This window comes from Alcanivorax sp. HI0044 (assembly GCF_001634945.1).
Genome location: NZ_LWEZ01001647.1, coordinates 1 through 15263, shown reverse-complemented (window position 1 = coordinate 15263; position 15263 = coordinate 1). Strand labels below are relative to the sequence as shown.

14 protein-coding genes are annotated in these 15263 nt (G+C 57.7%); 2 read left to right on the top strand and 12 right to left on the bottom strand.

The genetic code is table 11. The features are described 5' to 3' along the window. Nucleotides 1–217, bottom strand: a 217-nt coding sequence (locus tag A3730_RS24830) for a YigZ family protein (RefSeq protein WP_231884041.1), incomplete at its 3' end; no start/stop codon positions are given. 150 nt (nucleotides 218–367) lie between these two features. On the opposite strand from A3730_RS24830, the gene A3730_RS24825 reads away from it, so the two are divergent. Next, nucleotides 368–652: a hypothetical protein gene (locus A3730_RS24825; protein WP_063519394.1), complete on the top strand. Its 285-nt coding sequence runs from the start codon at nucleotides 368–370 to the stop codon at nucleotides 650–652. Here the strand turns inward: A3730_RS24825 and A3730_RS24820 are convergent. The 11 genes from A3730_RS24820 to cysM all read right to left on the bottom strand — a co-directional run bounded on the left by A3730_RS24820 (nucleotide 646) and on the right by cysM (nucleotide 12061). Further along, on the bottom strand, nucleotides 646–1773 hold the full coding sequence (locus A3730_RS24820) for an HlyD family secretion protein (protein ID WP_063519395.1): 1128 nt from the start codon (nucleotides 1771–1773) through the stop codon (nucleotides 646–648). The genes A3730_RS24825 and A3730_RS24820 overlap by 7 nt on opposite strands. Continuing rightward, nucleotides 1773–2144 (bottom strand): DUF3302 domain-containing protein, encoded by a 372-nt coding sequence (locus tag A3730_RS33110; protein WP_197468585.1) that lies wholly within the window; start codon nucleotides 2142–2144, stop codon nucleotides 1773–1775. Before A3730_RS33110 ends, A3730_RS24820 begins: the two co-directional genes overlap by 1 nt. A gap of 72 nt (nucleotides 2145–2216) precedes the next feature. Then, the gene (locus A3730_RS24810) at nucleotides 2217–3032 is read right to left on the bottom strand and encodes a YbaY family lipoprotein (protein WP_082872528.1); all 816 of its coding nucleotides are present in this window, start codon (nucleotides 3030–3032) and stop codon (nucleotides 2217–2219) included. 162 nt (nucleotides 3033–3194) lie between these two features. Then, on the bottom strand, nucleotides 3195–3623 hold the full coding sequence (locus A3730_RS24805; RefSeq protein WP_063539202.1) for an organic hydroperoxide resistance protein: 429 nt from the start codon (nucleotides 3621–3623) through the stop codon (nucleotides 3195–3197). 97 nt (nucleotides 3624–3720) lie between these two features. Then, nucleotides 3721–4182: a MarR family winged helix-turn-helix transcriptional regulator gene (locus A3730_RS24800; RefSeq protein ID WP_063518803.1), complete on the bottom strand. Its 462-nt coding sequence runs from the start codon at nucleotides 4180–4182 to the stop codon at nucleotides 3721–3723. Between the two features lie 282 nt (nucleotides 4183–4464). Beyond that, nucleotides 4465–5469, bottom strand: a complete 1005-nt coding sequence (locus A3730_RS24795) for a porin (protein ID WP_063518802.1) — start codon at nucleotides 5467–5469, stop codon at nucleotides 4465–4467. A gap of 177 nt (nucleotides 5470–5646) precedes the next feature. Continuing rightward, entirely contained in the window at nucleotides 5647–6429 is a 783-nt protein-coding gene (gene mazG, locus A3730_RS24790; protein WP_063518801.1) for a nucleoside triphosphate pyrophosphohydrolase, read from the bottom strand. Nucleotides 6430–6627: 198 nt separating this feature from the next. Continuing rightward, on the bottom strand, nucleotides 6628–8868 hold the full coding sequence (relA, locus tag A3730_RS24785) for a GTP diphosphokinase (RefSeq protein ID WP_063518800.1): 2241 nt from the start codon (nucleotides 8866–8868) through the stop codon (nucleotides 6628–6630). 11 nt (nucleotides 8869–8879) lie between these two features. Next, nucleotides 8880–10217 (bottom strand): 23S rRNA (uracil(1939)-C(5))-methyltransferase RlmD, encoded by a 1338-nt coding sequence (gene rlmD / locus A3730_RS24780; RefSeq protein ID WP_063518799.1) that lies wholly within the window; start codon nucleotides 10215–10217, stop codon nucleotides 8880–8882. A 126-nt stretch (nucleotides 10218–10343) separates the two neighbouring features. Next, entirely contained in the window at nucleotides 10344–11126 is a 783-nt protein-coding gene (locus tag A3730_RS24775; RefSeq protein WP_063518798.1) for a 3'-5' exonuclease, read from the bottom strand. A 35-nt stretch (nucleotides 11127–11161) separates the two neighbouring features. Beyond that, nucleotides 11162–12061: a cysteine synthase CysM gene (gene cysM, locus A3730_RS24770; RefSeq protein ID WP_063518797.1), complete on the bottom strand. Its 900-nt coding sequence runs from the start codon at nucleotides 12059–12061 to the stop codon at nucleotides 11162–11164. Nucleotides 12062–12263: 202 nt separating this feature from the next. Between cysM and A3730_RS24765 the strand changes: the two genes are divergently transcribed. Continuing rightward, nucleotides 12264–14969 carry a response regulator gene (locus A3730_RS24765; protein ID WP_231884040.1) on the top strand — a complete coding sequence of 902 codons (2706 nt, stop codon included), beginning with the start codon at nucleotides 12264–12266 and terminating at the stop codon, nucleotides 14967–14969. The last annotated feature ends 294 nt before the right edge of the window (nucleotides 14970–15263 follow it).

The following is a 15263-nucleotide window of genomic DNA, read 5'->3' as shown; positions in this document are numbered from 1 at the left end:
CCACCACCAGTACGTCGCTCATGCCCTTGTGCTGAATGACATTGAAAATAGGCTTCCCCGCCGTTCCGGAAGGCTCGCCATCGTCATTCATTGCAGCCTGGGCCGAGGCAGGACGACCCAGCAAATAGGCGTAACAATGGTGGGACGCATCCGGATACTGCTGACGGGCCTCATCGACAACCGCCATGGCCTGCTCACGATTGCGAACCGGTCGCAGCCAGGTAATAAAGCGGCTTTTATTAATGATGATTTCGCGGTCAATCGGCGATGCTGGGACAGGGTAACCGTCGATGGCAGCCTCCGGGACAGATAGGACACAGGGCCTTATGGTAAGGTAATTGCCTCTGCGACCGAACCTCTCATTACCATGCCCATGCGCTCACACAATCAATCAGACAATCGACCGGACAGCCTGCGCCGCCGCCAACAATTAGCTATCTTCATGGCTCTGCTGGTCAGCGGTGTGGTGTTCGGCCCACTGGCCCTCGCTCACTACAACGATGGCAGCCTGTTCTTTCTGGCCCTCAGTTTGCTGCTCTGGTTAGGAGTGGGCCGGTTTATCTACCACTTGCTTGCCCCCGCAACGCAAACGGGCGACCCAAAGGCCGCCCGCGCTGAAACATCAGAGGACTGTGACGACCAGCGTCAGTGATCCAGATAGAGGTAATGCTGCCAGCTCATCATTCTCAGCAGAATCTGACGCATAACCGCCACATGATGAACATGATCTGAATAAACCGCAGCCTGGGCACTGACCCCCAGTGGAAGGGAATCCACCGCATCGCTTTTCTCGATTTCAATCACCGTCAGTGTTTCATTATCCATACGCTGAAAAGCTTCCCCACCAACAAGCTGTTGCCCTGCCGCCAGCTGGGATTCGGCAATAGTGGGTAGCACTTCAATCAGCTTGGCACTAAAGACCTGCCCCGGCAGGGAGGTAAACGTCAGCTCTGCCTCATACCCGGGTTTCAGCCGCAACAGGGATTGCTGTCGAAACGCCGCAACAAAACGACGCTCCTGATCACTAACGAAGTTGGCCAGTGGTTTCAGGGGCAGAGGCACCGCCATCATCCCCGGCAACACCGCCAATTGCGTGACAAAGCCATCGGTAGGCGCCCTGATAATGGTGTTCTCAAGATTGAACCGGGCCTCTTCCAGCTGCGCTTTAACCGCGGCTACAGAGGGATCATCACCGTCCACTTCTCCGCTCAGTTCCGTCTCAGCCTTGGCTAGCGCTGCTTTCGTCGCATCAAGATCGGCATTGGTGGCAACGACACGTTCACGCTGGGTATCAATCTGTTGCTTGCTGAATGCGGAGGCCGCTCCCTCGTAGCGCCGCAGAGTACGCACAGCCTGGTCCCGTTTTGCGGTTGCCTGGGCAACTTTCGCCCGGGCCTGCGCCACTGCCGCCACATTCCCCTGAGCCAGTTGCCCCATATCCGCCAATTGCGCTTCCAGCTGCGCCACCCTGGCTTCAAAGCGGGTACTGTCCAGCACCACCAGCGGCTCGCCCTGCTTCACCCGGGTGTTGGCTTTCACCGGAACTTCAAGCACCCGTGCCCGCACCTCAGAGACAAGCGGTGTCACCACATACACCTGGCGGACCTTGTTGGTGAACGGGTGGTTATAATTCATCAGCAGCACCAGCCCGCCCACCAGCACGATCCCGCCCAATACAGCTGTGGGGACCGTCCACTTGGTCAGCGGAACCTTGAATACCTTGAAGATAAAAATACAGATAGCGGCATAGGTCAGCAGTAACAGGGTTTCCATTAGAGACTGCCCTCCCCGTTCTGGAGACTCTTCTCTGCCACTGCCTGTTCTAGCAGGGTTAGCCGCTCGGCCTGGTCGTCCAGTTTTTCCTGAAGTGCGGAAATACGCGATTCATCCGTCGCTTGTTGTTGCTTAACCTCCTGGAAGCCCCAGCCACGCTCAGGCCGATACAGGGTGGCCCAGATCCACAGGAACGGCCACAGCACATGTAACGTAAACAAGCTCACCCACCCGGCGACATGGATCGCGTCCTGATGTGGATGATTACGACTTTTCGAAATTTCGTATGGGATATCGTGAATAGCGATGATGCCGTAAAACAGCACCAGCCCTACAAAAACCAGCAGGCCAAGGGCCACGTAACTCAACATTCCGGCCATCCTTTTTTCGTTATGAACGCGGCCCCTTCCGGCCACCCGTGTTAATGCTAGCAGAAATCCGGGTTATAGATCCTGGCCACAACCGCTGTACAAGGTGCTGTTGCGGGTCACTTTCACCTGATAGGGAAAGGCTTCACCGCTCATCACGTCTTCACAGTCCTGCTCGCTGATTTCCACTTTCAGGGAACCGGCCTCGCTGCTCGCCATATAAATGGTTTCCGTCCCTTCGGTCTTGGCGCCCGGGTTCGGGGTCGTCATGCTGTTATTACCGTAGTCCCACACAAAGACCAACCGCTTCTCCGGATAAACCGCCAGGTGCCAGCCGGGTTCGTTACCGACCGCCCAGAAGCTGGCCCCGCCGGCTTTGGCTTGCGCCTTCCCGGTGACGGGTTGGGCCGGCGCCTCGTTTGCAACACGCTCCAGCATGATTGTCATATTCTGGTTCGCTTCCTTGTCGCCCAGCTCCACCGTGTGCCGCTGAGTCGTCGTCCAGAGCAAACGCCCATTACCATCACGAATCTCGGCACGCACTGCATATGCCATCGGATGATCGTTATCGGCGAAGGACTTGTCATAGCGCAACGCGAAAGGCACCGGCACATTTCCCGGGTTATCAATATGTTGTTCCGCGATCATTCTGGCCGGGGCATCCATCCGGGATACATCTGCCAACGTTACCGTGACGGTTGCTTCCGGCGGCATTGCCATGCGCTCGCGATACATCACCTTCCCGGCGAGCACGCGCTGCTGGGCGTTTTCCTGTTTCGCTTGATCATCCGGCAAATCCGGGGCATCCGGTTCTGGCTGATCACAACCGACAAGGGCCAAAACAGCCCCCAGCATCAATGAAGGAAAAATAGCATGGGTCCTGGTTGTCATGAGCGCGTCCTCTCGTTAGGGAATATCATCAGACTCAGCGACAAAAGACCGGTTCCGCCGCATCTCACACCAGTAAAACGAAGAGAACACAAAAAAGCAGCCCTCAGGCTGCTTCTTTTTACGCTTTATTGAAAACGCCTCCGCTAGGCAGGCGTTTTTAAGCTAGACGGTCACCACCAGTTCCACGTCGATGTTACCGCGAGTGGCATTGGAATACGGGCAAACCTGATGCGCGTTTTCCACCAGGGTTTGCGCTTCACTTTGCTCCAGGCCAGGAATATGAACGTTCAACGTCGCCTGAATCCCGAAGCCACCACCCAACGGGCCAATACCGACCTGCCCGGTAATCGCCGTATCATCCGGCAATGCGACCTTGGCCTTGCCGGCCACCAGCTTCAAGGCACCGAGAAAACAGGCTGAGTACCCCGCGGCAAACAACTGTTCCGGATTTGTGCCTTCGCCACCTGAACCGCCCAACGCTTTCGGAGTGGTGAGTTTCACGCTCAACTGGCCATCATCGCTGGCAGCTTTGCCATCTCGACCACCGGTGGCCGTTGCCGTCGCTTCGTACAGTACTTTTTCCAAGCTCATCATTTTCTCCTTCCGCTCAAACTGCACTATTTAATAGTGCGCTATTTAAATATCAGCAACACAGGGCAAAGGGCCTTGTTCAGTGGACTTTGCCGACTTAGCCCAGGTCGCTACCCGCCAGGCGGCGACGCAGCGAGTGCAAGTCATTACGCAGCTGCAGTAACTGATCCGGCTCGCACTGGGTAGAACAGAGTACGGCTTCGGGAACGGCCTCGGCAGATTTGCGCAGCTTTTTGCCTTGCGCGCTCAGACGTATCTCCACCTGCCTTTCATCCGCGCGGGAGCGAGTGCGCTGCACCAGCTCCGCCGTTTCCAGACGCTTCAACAGTGGCGTCAGCGTGGCGGAATCGAGATACAAGCGCTCCCCAATTTCCGATACCGACTGGCCATCTTTCTCCCACAGCACCATCATCACCAGATACTGGGGATACGTGAGCCCAAGCGTTTTCAGCAGCTTGCGATAAACCTTGTTCATGGCCAGCTGAGCGGAATACAGGGCAAAACAGACCTGCATGTCCAGGTCGAGTAGCGAATTGTCTGATTTAGCGTCTTTACTCATAGCGCCATATTAAATAGCGCACAATCTAATTGCAAGTTTTACAAAACCCATCATTGTTCCTACAGCGGCGCGGTAGCAGGGTTTTGTTTCCTGTTTGTGTGGTTTTCGCGTCTGGCATTCGGCGTTGAGCGTCATGCAAAGTGCGAGAGGTTCGCGGTAAGCCTATTAAAAGGCCAGGGAATCTCTGAATAACTCAAAAAAAAGCCCGCCAAAAGGCGGGCAACTGTTACTTGCGTCGAGGAAAGTCTGCTCAGCCAGTCGGTGCTGCCTGAGCTTTTTTATTTAGAACTTGTGTTCCATACCGATACCGAAGATGGTTTCTTCAGTGTCAGCCACATCGAACTCAAGCTGTGTACCGTAAGCGTAGACTTTGCTGGCTTTGGCCAGTTTGTAGTCTGCGCCCAGGCTTACCTGAGTGGCTTCTTCGTCGGATACGTCACCTTCAGTCATGCCGTACTGGGCTTTCAGCTTGACGCGATCAATCTTGAAAGCACCGCTCAGGATGTAGGAGGTTTCTTCGCCGTCCGCTTCAGTTTCTTCAGCAGTCTGGAACAGTGCGCCGATTTCGAAGTTGCCCGGCTTCAGGCCAAGAGCCACACGGGTGATATCGATGGTCGGGCTAGTACCGGTTTCATCGGTGATCAGCTCGTCAGTCATGTCTGCATCGTGAGCGATGGCACCGTAGAACATGTCTTTTTCAGCAACCAGAGACACGGAGATGGTGTCTGCCAGGCCGGTTTCCGGATCGCCGTCACCGTCGATATCGTTGTTTTCTGCAGGAATGAATGCAGCGTTCAGGGTTACGAGGTCACCCAGAGCAGGCGTGCTGTACTGGACGATGTTGGAAACCCGGTTTTCGCCAGACAGAACGTTCTTGATATCACCGCCGATATCGTTGAACTGGTCGATCTTGCCCTGGGCTTTCTTGGTAGGGGTATCAAATTTACCCGCTTTCAGGGTACCGAAGCCGCCTTTCAAACCACCGTAGATGTTACGCTGGGTGAAGGTCTGGCCGCCTTTGTCGCCGTCGTCTACGCTGATTTCGAATTCAGCCTGGTAGATGGCTTTCAGGCCAGCCACGTCCAGATCGAAATCACCTTTAACACCCAGGCGGGAAGCGTTGCTGTTCAGTTCCCAAGCGTCTTCACTGGGGTTTACGCCATCGTCAAACTCAGCATTTTCCAGAGAAACGTTAACTTTACCGTAAACAGTCGGGCCATCGGCCAGGGCCAGGCCAGGCATGGCTACGGCAGCCCCCACAGCGATCGCAAGCAAATTCTTCTTCATTCCAACACTCCTTCAATCAGGCAATATTTTGTATGCAAAGTAACAGCGTGACTGAAACCCCAACCAAGCGAGGTAACGTTTACTGCTTGGTGGCGCAGTATGGGGAGAGTGGATGACTGAAAAGTTTCTCTTATGTGAAGTTTTTATTTCACAGGAACAAGACGGGGATGAGAGGGGTCAATCTGCAGATTTTTTCGCTTGCTGCCAGGCGGCTTCCAGCGCGTTTTCATCCAATGATTTCAAAGGGTTGGACTGTTCTCGCTCCATGGTGCGAAAACGCCGTTCGAACTTGTTGGAGGCCCGGCGCAAGGCCTGCTCCGGATCGATTTTCAGGTGGCGGGAGAGGTTTACAAGGGTAAAAAGCACATCTCCGAACTCATCTTCGATGGCATCTTTATGACCGTTTGAGAGTGCCTCGTCCAGCTCCGCCAGCTCCCGGTCAACCTGTTCGCGTACGGGTTCCGGCGCGTGCCAGTCAAAGCCAACCTTGGCGGCTTTTTTCTGAATCTTCCCCGCCCGTTGCAGTGCAGGCAGGCCCTCCGGTACACCATCAATGGTGCTGGCGTGTTCGCGCCCCTTGCCGGCGCGTTCCTGCTGCTTGATCTGTTCCCAGTTAGCCTTTACCGCCTGCTCATCACCCGCTTCGGTATCCGCAAAGACATGCGGGTGGCGCCGTACCATCTTGTCACACAGCACCTGAACCACTTCATTGAAATCAAACAGCCCCTGCTCTCGCGCCATTTGCGAATGGAAAACCACTTGCAGCAGCAGGTCGCCCAACTCTTCCTTCAATTCCGGATAGTCCCGCTGGGCAATCGCCTCGGCCACTTCGAAGGCTTCTTCAATGGTATAAGGCGCAATGGAATCGAAGTCCTGCTTGATATCCCACGGGCACCCGGTTTCCGGGTCACGCAGGCGGGACATGATGGAGAGGAGGGAGTCGATGGGAGTAGTAGACATGCTTTCCCCTGCTGATAGCGGCCGTGCTTATGAGCAAAACGTGGAGATGAATTGATAACGACGCGGAATCGCGTTGGTCAGGTTTGAAGGAGCCAGAGGCCGCGACCAGTCCTGGACGTGGCTTCTCGACTCGCAGAAACAACCCACCTGCTCAACAACGTTATCAATTATCCATTCTCAATTATCAATTGCCTTTAATCATTTCTTGTAGCGCCGAACTTCCAGCACGCCTTTAAGCTGGTCCATCTTGGCCAGTACCTTGCCCAGATTCCCCAGGGTGGCGATTTCCAGGGTGAGCAGCATGGTGGCGGTGTTGTCATCCTGATGGGACTGGGTGTGCACGGCGGTCACGTTGACCTTTTCGTTGGCCAGTACAGCAATCACATCCTTGAGCAGACCCTGGCGATCCCAGGCGCGCAGAAACACATCCACCGGGTAGGTAATCCGGTCGGCTTCGCCCCAGGTCACTTCGATCACCCGGTTAGGATCATCGCCCTGCATGGCCAGCAGCTTCTCGCAGTCGGCGCGGTGAACGGTAACGCCCCGCCCCTGGGTAATAAAGCCCATGATCTGATCACCAGGCACCGGCTGGCAACAGCCCGCCATATGGGTAAGCAGATTCCCCACCCCATGGATAGTGATATCACCACTGGTGGAGGCTTTCGGCTTGGCCGGGACAAACTCCATTTCCTGCTGGTTATTGTCCGGCTGCAGGGCCTGCACCTGATTGACCACATGCCCCGGACGCAGGTCGCCCGCCCCCAGAGACGCCAATACGTCGTCACCGGTTTTCAGGTTGAGGTGCGGCGCCAGAGTATCCAGATCCACTTTTTCCAGCGCCAGCCGCGACATTTCCTTTTCCAGGATGGTGCGGCCCTGAACGATATGCACATCGCGGTCCTGGCGCTTGAACCATTGCTGGATTCGCGCCCGTGCGGATGACGTCGCCACATAGCCCAGTGACGGGGTCAGCCAGTCACGGCTGGGGCCGCCTTCCTTGGTGGTGAGAATGGTGACCTGCTCACCGGTATTCAGGCTGTAGTTCAACGGCACGATGTGACCGTTCACCTTGGCGCCCCGACAGCGGTGCCCCACTTCGGTATGAATGTGATAGGCGAAATCCACCGGGGTGGCCCCGGATTCCAGGTCCACCACATGGCCTTCCGGGGTGAAAACATACACCCGGTCGCTGACCAGACCGTGGCGCAGCTCGTCCACCATGGCATCCGGGCTATCGTCACCCAGCTCTTCGTGCCATTCGAGCACCTGACGCAGCCAGGTAATACGCTGCTCGTAGTCGGTAACGCCGCTCTTGCCTTTCTTGGCGCCCTCTTTGTAGCGCCAGTGAGCACAGACTCCCAGCTCCGCCTCTTCATGCATATCGAAGGTACGAATCTGGACTTCCAGCATCTTGCGTTCCGGGCCGACCACGGCGGTGTGGAGGCTCTGGTAACCATTGCCCTTGGGGCTGGCAATATAATCGTCGAATTCCTTGGGCACGTGCTGCCACAGCGAATGCACAACACCCAGCGCGGCGTAACAGTCGCGCACTTCCGGCACCAGAATACGTACCGCTCGCACGTCATAGACTTCACCGAAGTCCAGGTGCTTTTTCTGCATTTTCCGCCAGATGCTGTAAATGTGCTTGGCTCGCCCATTCACCTCGGCACCACCGATACCGTTTTTTTCCAGGTATCCGCGAAGTTGCTCCAGCACGTTCTCGATGTACTGCTCACGCGCCAGGCGTTTCTCATCCAGCAGCTTGGCAATTTTCTTGTAGGCACCCGGTTGCAGGTAACGGAAGGACAGGTCCTCCAGCTCCCACTTCAGCTGACCAACACCCAGCCGGTGGGCCAGCGGCGCGTAAATATCGAAGATTTCCTGGGCTACCTTGCTCTGGCGCTCCGGGTCCGCCTCCTTGACCGCACGGATGATTACCGTCCGCTCGGCAAGCTTCACCAGGGCGACGCGCACGTCGTCGACCATGGCCACCAGCATCTTGCGCATGTTGTCGAGCTGGCCATCCTGCTGGCCCAGCACTGCCTTGCGGGTGGGGTTGAGCGAGGTACTGATCGCCGCCATGCGCAGCACGCCTTCGATCAGGTTGGCCACATCCGGGCCGAATTCCTTCTCCACGTCCAGCAGCGTGATCTGCCCTTCGCGCACCGCCCGGTAAAGAACAGCGGCAGGAAGAATGTCACTGTCAGCCCCCAGGTCCACCAGCACTTCGCCCATTTCCAGGCCGATATCCAGGCAGCCTTTGCCGTAAGGCCATACCCGGCCTGCGGCCTCACCAGCCAGCTGGCATTGCTCGGCGCGTTCGCAGGCCTGTTCCAGCAAGGCACGGTCGCGGACAGGCGCGCGGTTTTCCAACTGCGTGATCCAGTCACGCCAGTGAACGATGGAACCTTCTGAGGGCTGTCGCCGTACCGTTACCATGGCAGAACCTGCTACTTCTTCTTCGCTTTTTCGAATACAGCGATGGACTCAACGTGGGTGGTGTGAGGGAACATGTCCATCACTCCTGCCGCTTTAAGACGGTAGCCCAGCGCTATCAGTTCCCCGGCATCACGGGCCAATGTGGCGGGGTTGCATGACACATAAACAATCTTTGACGCACCAAGCCGGGGCATCAGCTTCACCATCTCCAGTGCGCCGGTGCGCGGCGGGTCAATCAGGATACGATCATACGCCTCTCTGGCCCACGCCTGGCCGCTAATGTCCTGACTGAGATCCCAGGCGTGAAACTCCAGGTTTTCCAAGCCATTGCGGCGGGCATTCTCGTAACCACGCTCCACCATGGCCTGGCTGACTTCCACCCCCACCACCTTGCCGGCACGTTTGGCGGCAGGAATGGTGAAATTCCCGAGGCCGCAGAACAGGTCCAGCACCGTGTGCTCCGGTGAGATGTCCAGCAAGTCCAGTGCCAACGGCACCATTTTGCGGTTAATTTCTGCGTTTACCTGGGTGAAATCCGTAGGATGGAAGGCCAGCTCAACCCCTGCAGACGGGTGTTTGTAGTACAGGCGCTGCTCACCACCTTCTGGCCAGATACGGTGCACGGTACTTTCGTTACCCGGTTGCAGGTAACAGTGCCACCCCAGATTCTGGCAGAAGCCCAGCAGGGCCTGTTGATCTGCCTCAGGCAAGGGATCCAGATGACGGATAATCAGGGCCACATCGTCATCGCCGGCGGCCAGTTCAATCTGCGGGATACGGCTGCGGCTTTCCAGACCATGCATCAGGGTACGCAGCTCAGAAAGGCGGTGCCCCACGTCCGGGATCAGCACTTCACAAGTGCGTAGCTGGGCAATGAAGCTGTTGCGCTTTTCCCGGAAGCCCACCAGGGTTTCGCCTTTGGCTTCCACATACTTCACGCCCAGGCGGGCCTTGCTGCGGTACCCGGTCACCGGGCCGGTCAGCGGCGCCAGCCACTCCTCCGGTTCCAGGCCACCAAAATGCTGCAGCTGCTCGCGCAATACCGCTTCCTTGCGCGCTACCTGCACCTCCGGGCTCATATGCTGCAGGCTGCAGCCACCGCACAGGGCGCTGTGCTCGCACGGCGGGGTGACCCGGTCCGGGGAAGCGGTCACGATTTCCACGGCTTTGCCTTCATCGAACTTGCGGCGCATGTAGGTGAATTTGAACATCACCTCTTCACCGGGCAGTGCATTATCAATGAAGGTGGTCTTGCCATCGCGGCGGGCGATGCCCCGGCCATCGTGGCTCAGGGTTTCAATGCTGGCGGGCTCCGGGGTTTCCGGTAACTGCTTGCGACGTCGTGCCATGGAGGATCTCAATACTCTGGGGGTAAATACGGGAATGGGCAGCCATGCGGCGCAGGCTGCCAATGTGGTGCGGATTGTAGCGTTTCAGGCCGCTGGCGTCAGATTTGTGACGCCAGCGGCATCAGCTCAGCTTGCCGATGCTTTCTGCCAGGTCTCCAGGAACGCCAGGAAGTGCGGATGCCCTTCTTCCTTCAGGTAGTCCTGCAGCAAGGCCAGCTCCTGATCGTAACCGGTGGCATCCAGCTCACCGCGCATCAGTTGAAAACGCAGATACACCAGCCAGGTGTTGAGCACGTCGGTTTCGCAGTAGTCACGAATCCCCTTGAGATCACCATCCTGGAAAGCGTCGAAGACCTTGCCGCCGCTCATTCCCATCTTGCCGGGAAAGCCCAGCAGCGTGGCGATCTGGTCCAGCGGCGCATTGGCGCGGCCGTTATACATGGCCAGCACGTCCATCAGGTCCAGGTGACGCTGATGGTAGCGACTCAGGTAGTTGTTCCATTTGAAGCTGGAGTCTTCATTGCCGGTTTCCCAATAACGGTGGGCAGGCACACCATGCTTTAGCGCGCGATAGTGCAGCACCGGCAAATCGAAACCGCCGCCGTTCCAGCTCACCAGGTTCGGGGTAAAGCGATCGATGCCATCGTAGAAGCGCTCGATCAGCTCTTTCTCTGTGCTGTTTTCATCGCCCAGGGACCACACTTTCACCCCTTGCGCAGAACGTAGCACCACGGAAATGGCGACAATACGATGCAGGTGCAGGCGCAGAAACTCGGTACCATTCTCCTGACGGCGCAGGTTGAGCAAGGCGCTGGCAGTGTCCTTGTCGCTAAGCCCATCCAGATCGTAGATACGGCGCCCGCCATCCAGATCGGGGATGGTTTCGATATCAAAGACCAATACGTTCACATGCTCTCCCTGTTTTCGCTGTCAATTGTCCACTATCAACTGTCAACGGCATTAAACACACCGGTAGACAGATAGCGGTCGCCCCGATCGCAGATAATCGCCACGATCACGGCATTTTCCAGCTCGTCACTCAACCGTAGCGCCCCAGCCACGGCCCCGCCGGATGATACACCGCAGCTGATGCCTTCTTCGCGGGCCAACCTGCGCATGGTGCGCTCGGCCAGGTCCTGATCCATATCCATGACACGGTCTACACGGGCATCATCATAGATGGAGGGCAGGTATTCCTTCGGCCAGCGACGAATGCCGGGAATGGAGGCACCGTCGGTGGGCTGCAGGCCGACAATCTGGATAGCCGGGTTCTGCTCCTTCAGATACATGCTGCACCCCATGATCGTGCCGGTGGTGCCCATGGAACTAACGAAATGGGTAACGCCCCCATCCGTATCGCGCCAGATTTCCGGGCCGGTACTTTCATAATGGGCCAGCGGATTATCCGGGTTGGCGAACTGATCCAGCACCGTGCCCTCGCCACGGCCCTGCATGGCCTGGGCCAGGTCGCGAGCACCTTCCATGCCCTCTTCCTTGCTCACCGAAATCAGCTCGGCACCATAGGCGGCCATGGCATCACGGCGTTCCTGGCTCTGGTTGGCGGGCATGATCAACTTCATGCGGTAACCGCGCATGGCAGCGGCCATGGCCAGCGCGATGCCCGTATTGCCACTGGTGGCTTCAATCAGGGTATCACCGGGCTGTATCTGCCCGCGCTGCTCGGCCTTGAGGATCATGTTCAATGCCGGGCGATCTTTTACCGAGCCGGCCGGGTTATTGCCCTCCAGCTTGACCAGAATGGTATTGCTGGTCTTGCCTGGCATGCGCTGCAGACGCACAAGGGGCGTATTACCCACGGTCTGTTCAATGGTTTTATGATTCATGGCGCGTATTGTACCTAAAAAATAGCAGCACGCTGCATGCCCCACGCAACAACGCGGTGGACGACGCAGCCACCCCAGGCCAAGGGCGCTGCGCCGCTTAAGAAGTCACAATCTACACCTGCGCTATGGCATGAAGTCTAAGGCCTGCTGCATGTTGCGGCTCTTCAGGCATAATGGGGAAAACAACAGCAATCGGGGATTCATGGTCAACCAAAGCCTTCGCTCACGCCTGATGTTCATGGCCGCCCTGCCCGCCCTGTTGGCGGCGCTGGTCATTGGTGGCTATTCCATGGTCAACCGGATTGTGGATGTCCGCGAGACCAATGCGCAACGTCAGCAACTGGTCACCGATAGTTATGCCGCGCAACTGGAAACCCTGCCTCATGACAGCCGGGGCAAACAGCAGAAACTGTTACGCCAGTTACTGGAGGAGCAGGACGTCCGCGCCGCCAGCCTGGTATTCAACGATGGCAGACCAACCCTGCACGCCGGGCCACGGCTACGCCCCGCCCCTAACGGCGCGTCACCCGATGCACAGGGCCGGGTCACCACCGGTACCAGCTGGCAACTGGATCGGGATCTGAGCGGGGTGCTGCCCGCCCAACTCACCGTGGAGTTTTCCCAACAAGGGCAATACCTTTCCACATTGGAAAACCTGCTCACCCTGTTTCTGGTCATGCTGGCACTGATCATGATCGCCATGATTCCCGCCCTGCGCTTTTCGCGCCAGCTGACTCAACCCATCAGCGACATGGTCAGTGCGGTTCAGCGCATCCGCGATGGCGATCTCAGCATGGCCATTCACACCCAGGCCAAAGGTGAGCTATCAGAACTGGAAACCGCCCTGCGGCAAATGGTCGCGGCACTGGCCGACGCCCAGACCGAGCTGCAGCAGAACGTGGATCAGGCCACCCAGGATCTGCGCGAAACCCTGGAAACCATCGAGATCCAGAACATCGAACTGGACATGGCACGCAAGGAAGCCCTGAAAGCCAGCCACATCAAATCCGAGTTTCTGGCTAATATGAGCCATGAGATTCGCACCCCGCTCAATGGCATTCTCGGCTTCACCAAACTGTTGGACCGCTCTCCCTTGAGCCCGCGCCAGGAGGATTACCTCTCTACTATTCACAAGAGCGCAGAGTCCCTGCTGGCAATCATCAACGACGTGCTCGATTTCTCCAAAATCGAAGCAGGCAAACTGTCCCTGGATCACACCCCTCTCAACCTCCATGACCTGATCGAAGACGTGCAGACCCTGCTTGCCCCCATGGCGCAGGAGCGAAACCTGGAACAGGCAGCCATTATCTACTCCGATGTCCCGGTGGCGTTGTTGGGCGACCCACTGCGCATTCGCCAGGTGCTGACCAATTTGGTCAGCAATGCCATCAAATTTACCGACCAGGGCTCCGTGGTAGTGCGTGCCATGCTGGAGGAAGACCGGGGCGCAGAAGCGATCATCAAGATTACCGTCACCGATACCGGCCCGGGCTTGAATCCGGAAGCCCAGAAAGACCTGTTCAGTGCCTTCACCCAGGCCGACCAGAGTGCCCGCCGGCAGGAAGGCGGAACCGGGCTGGGGCTCGCCATCAGCAAGCGCCTGGTGGAAGGCATGGGCGGCGAGATTGGTATCGACAGCAGCGAGGGCCGTGGCTCCACCTTCTGGTTCACCCTGCGCACCGAGCGAAACCCTAAACAGCCGGCCCTGCAACAGCCCCATGCCCTGGTAGGCCGCACAGTCACCTTGATTGAAAGCGATGAATACGGCCGGCTGGGCCTGTACCACATGCTCAGCCATTTGCAGCTTCGCATCCATGAACAGCACAGCCTCAACGATCTCATGGAGGCACTGGATCAAGGGGGGCTGTCGCACAGTGATTTTCTGGTGATCGGCCTGCCCGGCCGGGCCCCGGGCATCGACCTGCAACAGCTTCTTGATGACCTTGCCGCCCTTGGCACTCCGCTGCTGGTGCTGTGCAACAACCCGGAAAATGTTTCCCGCTGGTTGGAGGACTACCCCCATTGCCAGGTTCAAGGCAAGCCCGCTACCCGCCAACGCCTGCATAGCGCCCTGCTGGCATTAAGCGGCCAGGACACAACCGCCCCCCGTCGCCAACCAGCCACACAGCCGTTCCCGCGCCCGGTTTCTGTTCTGCTTGTGGACGACCACCCAGGCAACCTGAAACTGGCCCGGGTCTTCCTGGAGGAACTCGGGGTCACTGTCACCGCCTGCGACAGCGGTCAACGCGCTCTTGACGCCTTCCGCAAACAGCCATTCGATCTGGTCTTCATGGACATCCAGATGCCCGGCATGGATGGCAAGGAAACCACCCGGCATATGCGCGACAGCGAACCGGATGGCACCCATACGCCCATTGTCGCGCTAACCGCCCACGCGCTGGAAAGCGAGCGGCGGGAACTGCTGGATCGCGGGCTGGACGACTACCTGAGTAAACCGATCACCGAAGGGCAACTGCGCCATACGCTGGAGAAATGGGTGCTGGAAAGCACCTCCGATGAGCTGCCGGATGGCCCTGACAGCAACGATAACAGTGACCAGGTCTTTGATCCTGCATTGGCCCGTCGCCGCGCCGGGGGGCGTGACCACCTTGCCGACGAAATGCTGAAAATGTTGCTTGATAGCCTGGAAATAGATCGCCCGGCTATCTCCGCCGCCTTCGACCGGAACGATAACGACGACTTGCTGGAGCGGGTGCACAAACTCCACGGTGCGACCCGCTACTGCGGCACTCCCCGCCTGGAACAAAGCGCCCGGCAACTCGAAGAAGCATTGAAGACCGGCAGCGACCGTACCCACCTTGGGCCACGGGTCTCTGCCTTGTGTGATGAGATATGTGCTCTGGAACAGCTCTGGCAAGACCAGGGTGACGCCATGACACTGAGTTAGCCCATGCTTGGCCGGGCACAGCCAGTCCGGCCTAGGGAACCTCTGAATAACTCTTTGCGTACTCAGCGTGGCCTGAAGCGTGCAGCTGTTGAGTCTTGTCTTGACGGACAGGGTGGTTCCCTTTCCTAGAGGCAAGGCGCAGCAGATGTACGCTTCAGGCCGTGCCCTCCGGGTCTTCCAGGCTGGCCCGCACTCGTCGTTGCGTTTTTTCGATGGATGGACATATCTCGATCCCAGTTAGGGGACACCTTCAAAATCGCGCCTAGATTGCGAGCCAGCCTGAAAGACTGAGCA

Coding starts and splice junctions, on each gene's coding strand:
- A3730_RS24825 (WP_063519394.1), top strand. CDS start 368: ATGCCCATGCGCTCACACAATCAATCAGACAATCGACCGGACAGCCTG.
- A3730_RS24820 (WP_063519395.1), bottom strand. CDS start 1,773: ATGGAAACCCTGTTACTGCTGACCTATGCCGCTATCTGTATTTTTATC.
- A3730_RS33110 (WP_197468585.1), bottom strand. CDS start 2,144: ATGTTGAGTTACGTGGCCCTTGGCCTGCTGGTTTTTGTAGGGCTGGTG.
- A3730_RS24810 (WP_082872528.1), bottom strand. CDS start 3,032: ATGACAACCAGGACCCATGCTATTTTTCCTTCATTGATGCTGGGGGCT.
- A3730_RS24805 (WP_063539202.1), bottom strand. CDS start 3,623: ATGAGCTTGGAAAAAGTACTGTACGAAGCGACGGCAACGGCCACCGGT.
- A3730_RS24800 (WP_063518803.1), bottom strand. CDS start 4,182: ATGAGTAAAGACGCTAAATCAGACAATTCGCTACTCGACCTGGACATG.
- A3730_RS24795 (WP_063518802.1), bottom strand. CDS start 5,469: ATGAAGAAGAATTTGCTTGCGATCGCTGTGGGGGCTGCCGTAGCCATG.
- mazG (WP_063518801.1), bottom strand. CDS start 6,429: ATGTCTACTACTCCCATCGACTCCCTCCTCTCCATCATGTCCCGCCTG.
- relA (WP_063518800.1), bottom strand. CDS start 8,868: ATGGTAACGGTACGGCGACAGCCCTCAGAAGGTTCCATCGTTCACTGG.
- rlmD (WP_063518799.1), bottom strand. CDS start 10,217: ATGGCACGACGTCGCAAGCAGTTACCGGAAACCCCGGAGCCCGCCAGC.
- cysM (WP_063518797.1), bottom strand. CDS start 12,061: ATGAATCATAAAACCATTGAACAGACCGTGGGTAATACGCCCCTTGTG.
- A3730_RS24765 (WP_231884040.1), top strand. CDS start 12,264: ATGGTCAACCAAAGCCTTCGCTCACGCCTGATGTTCATGGCCGCCCTG.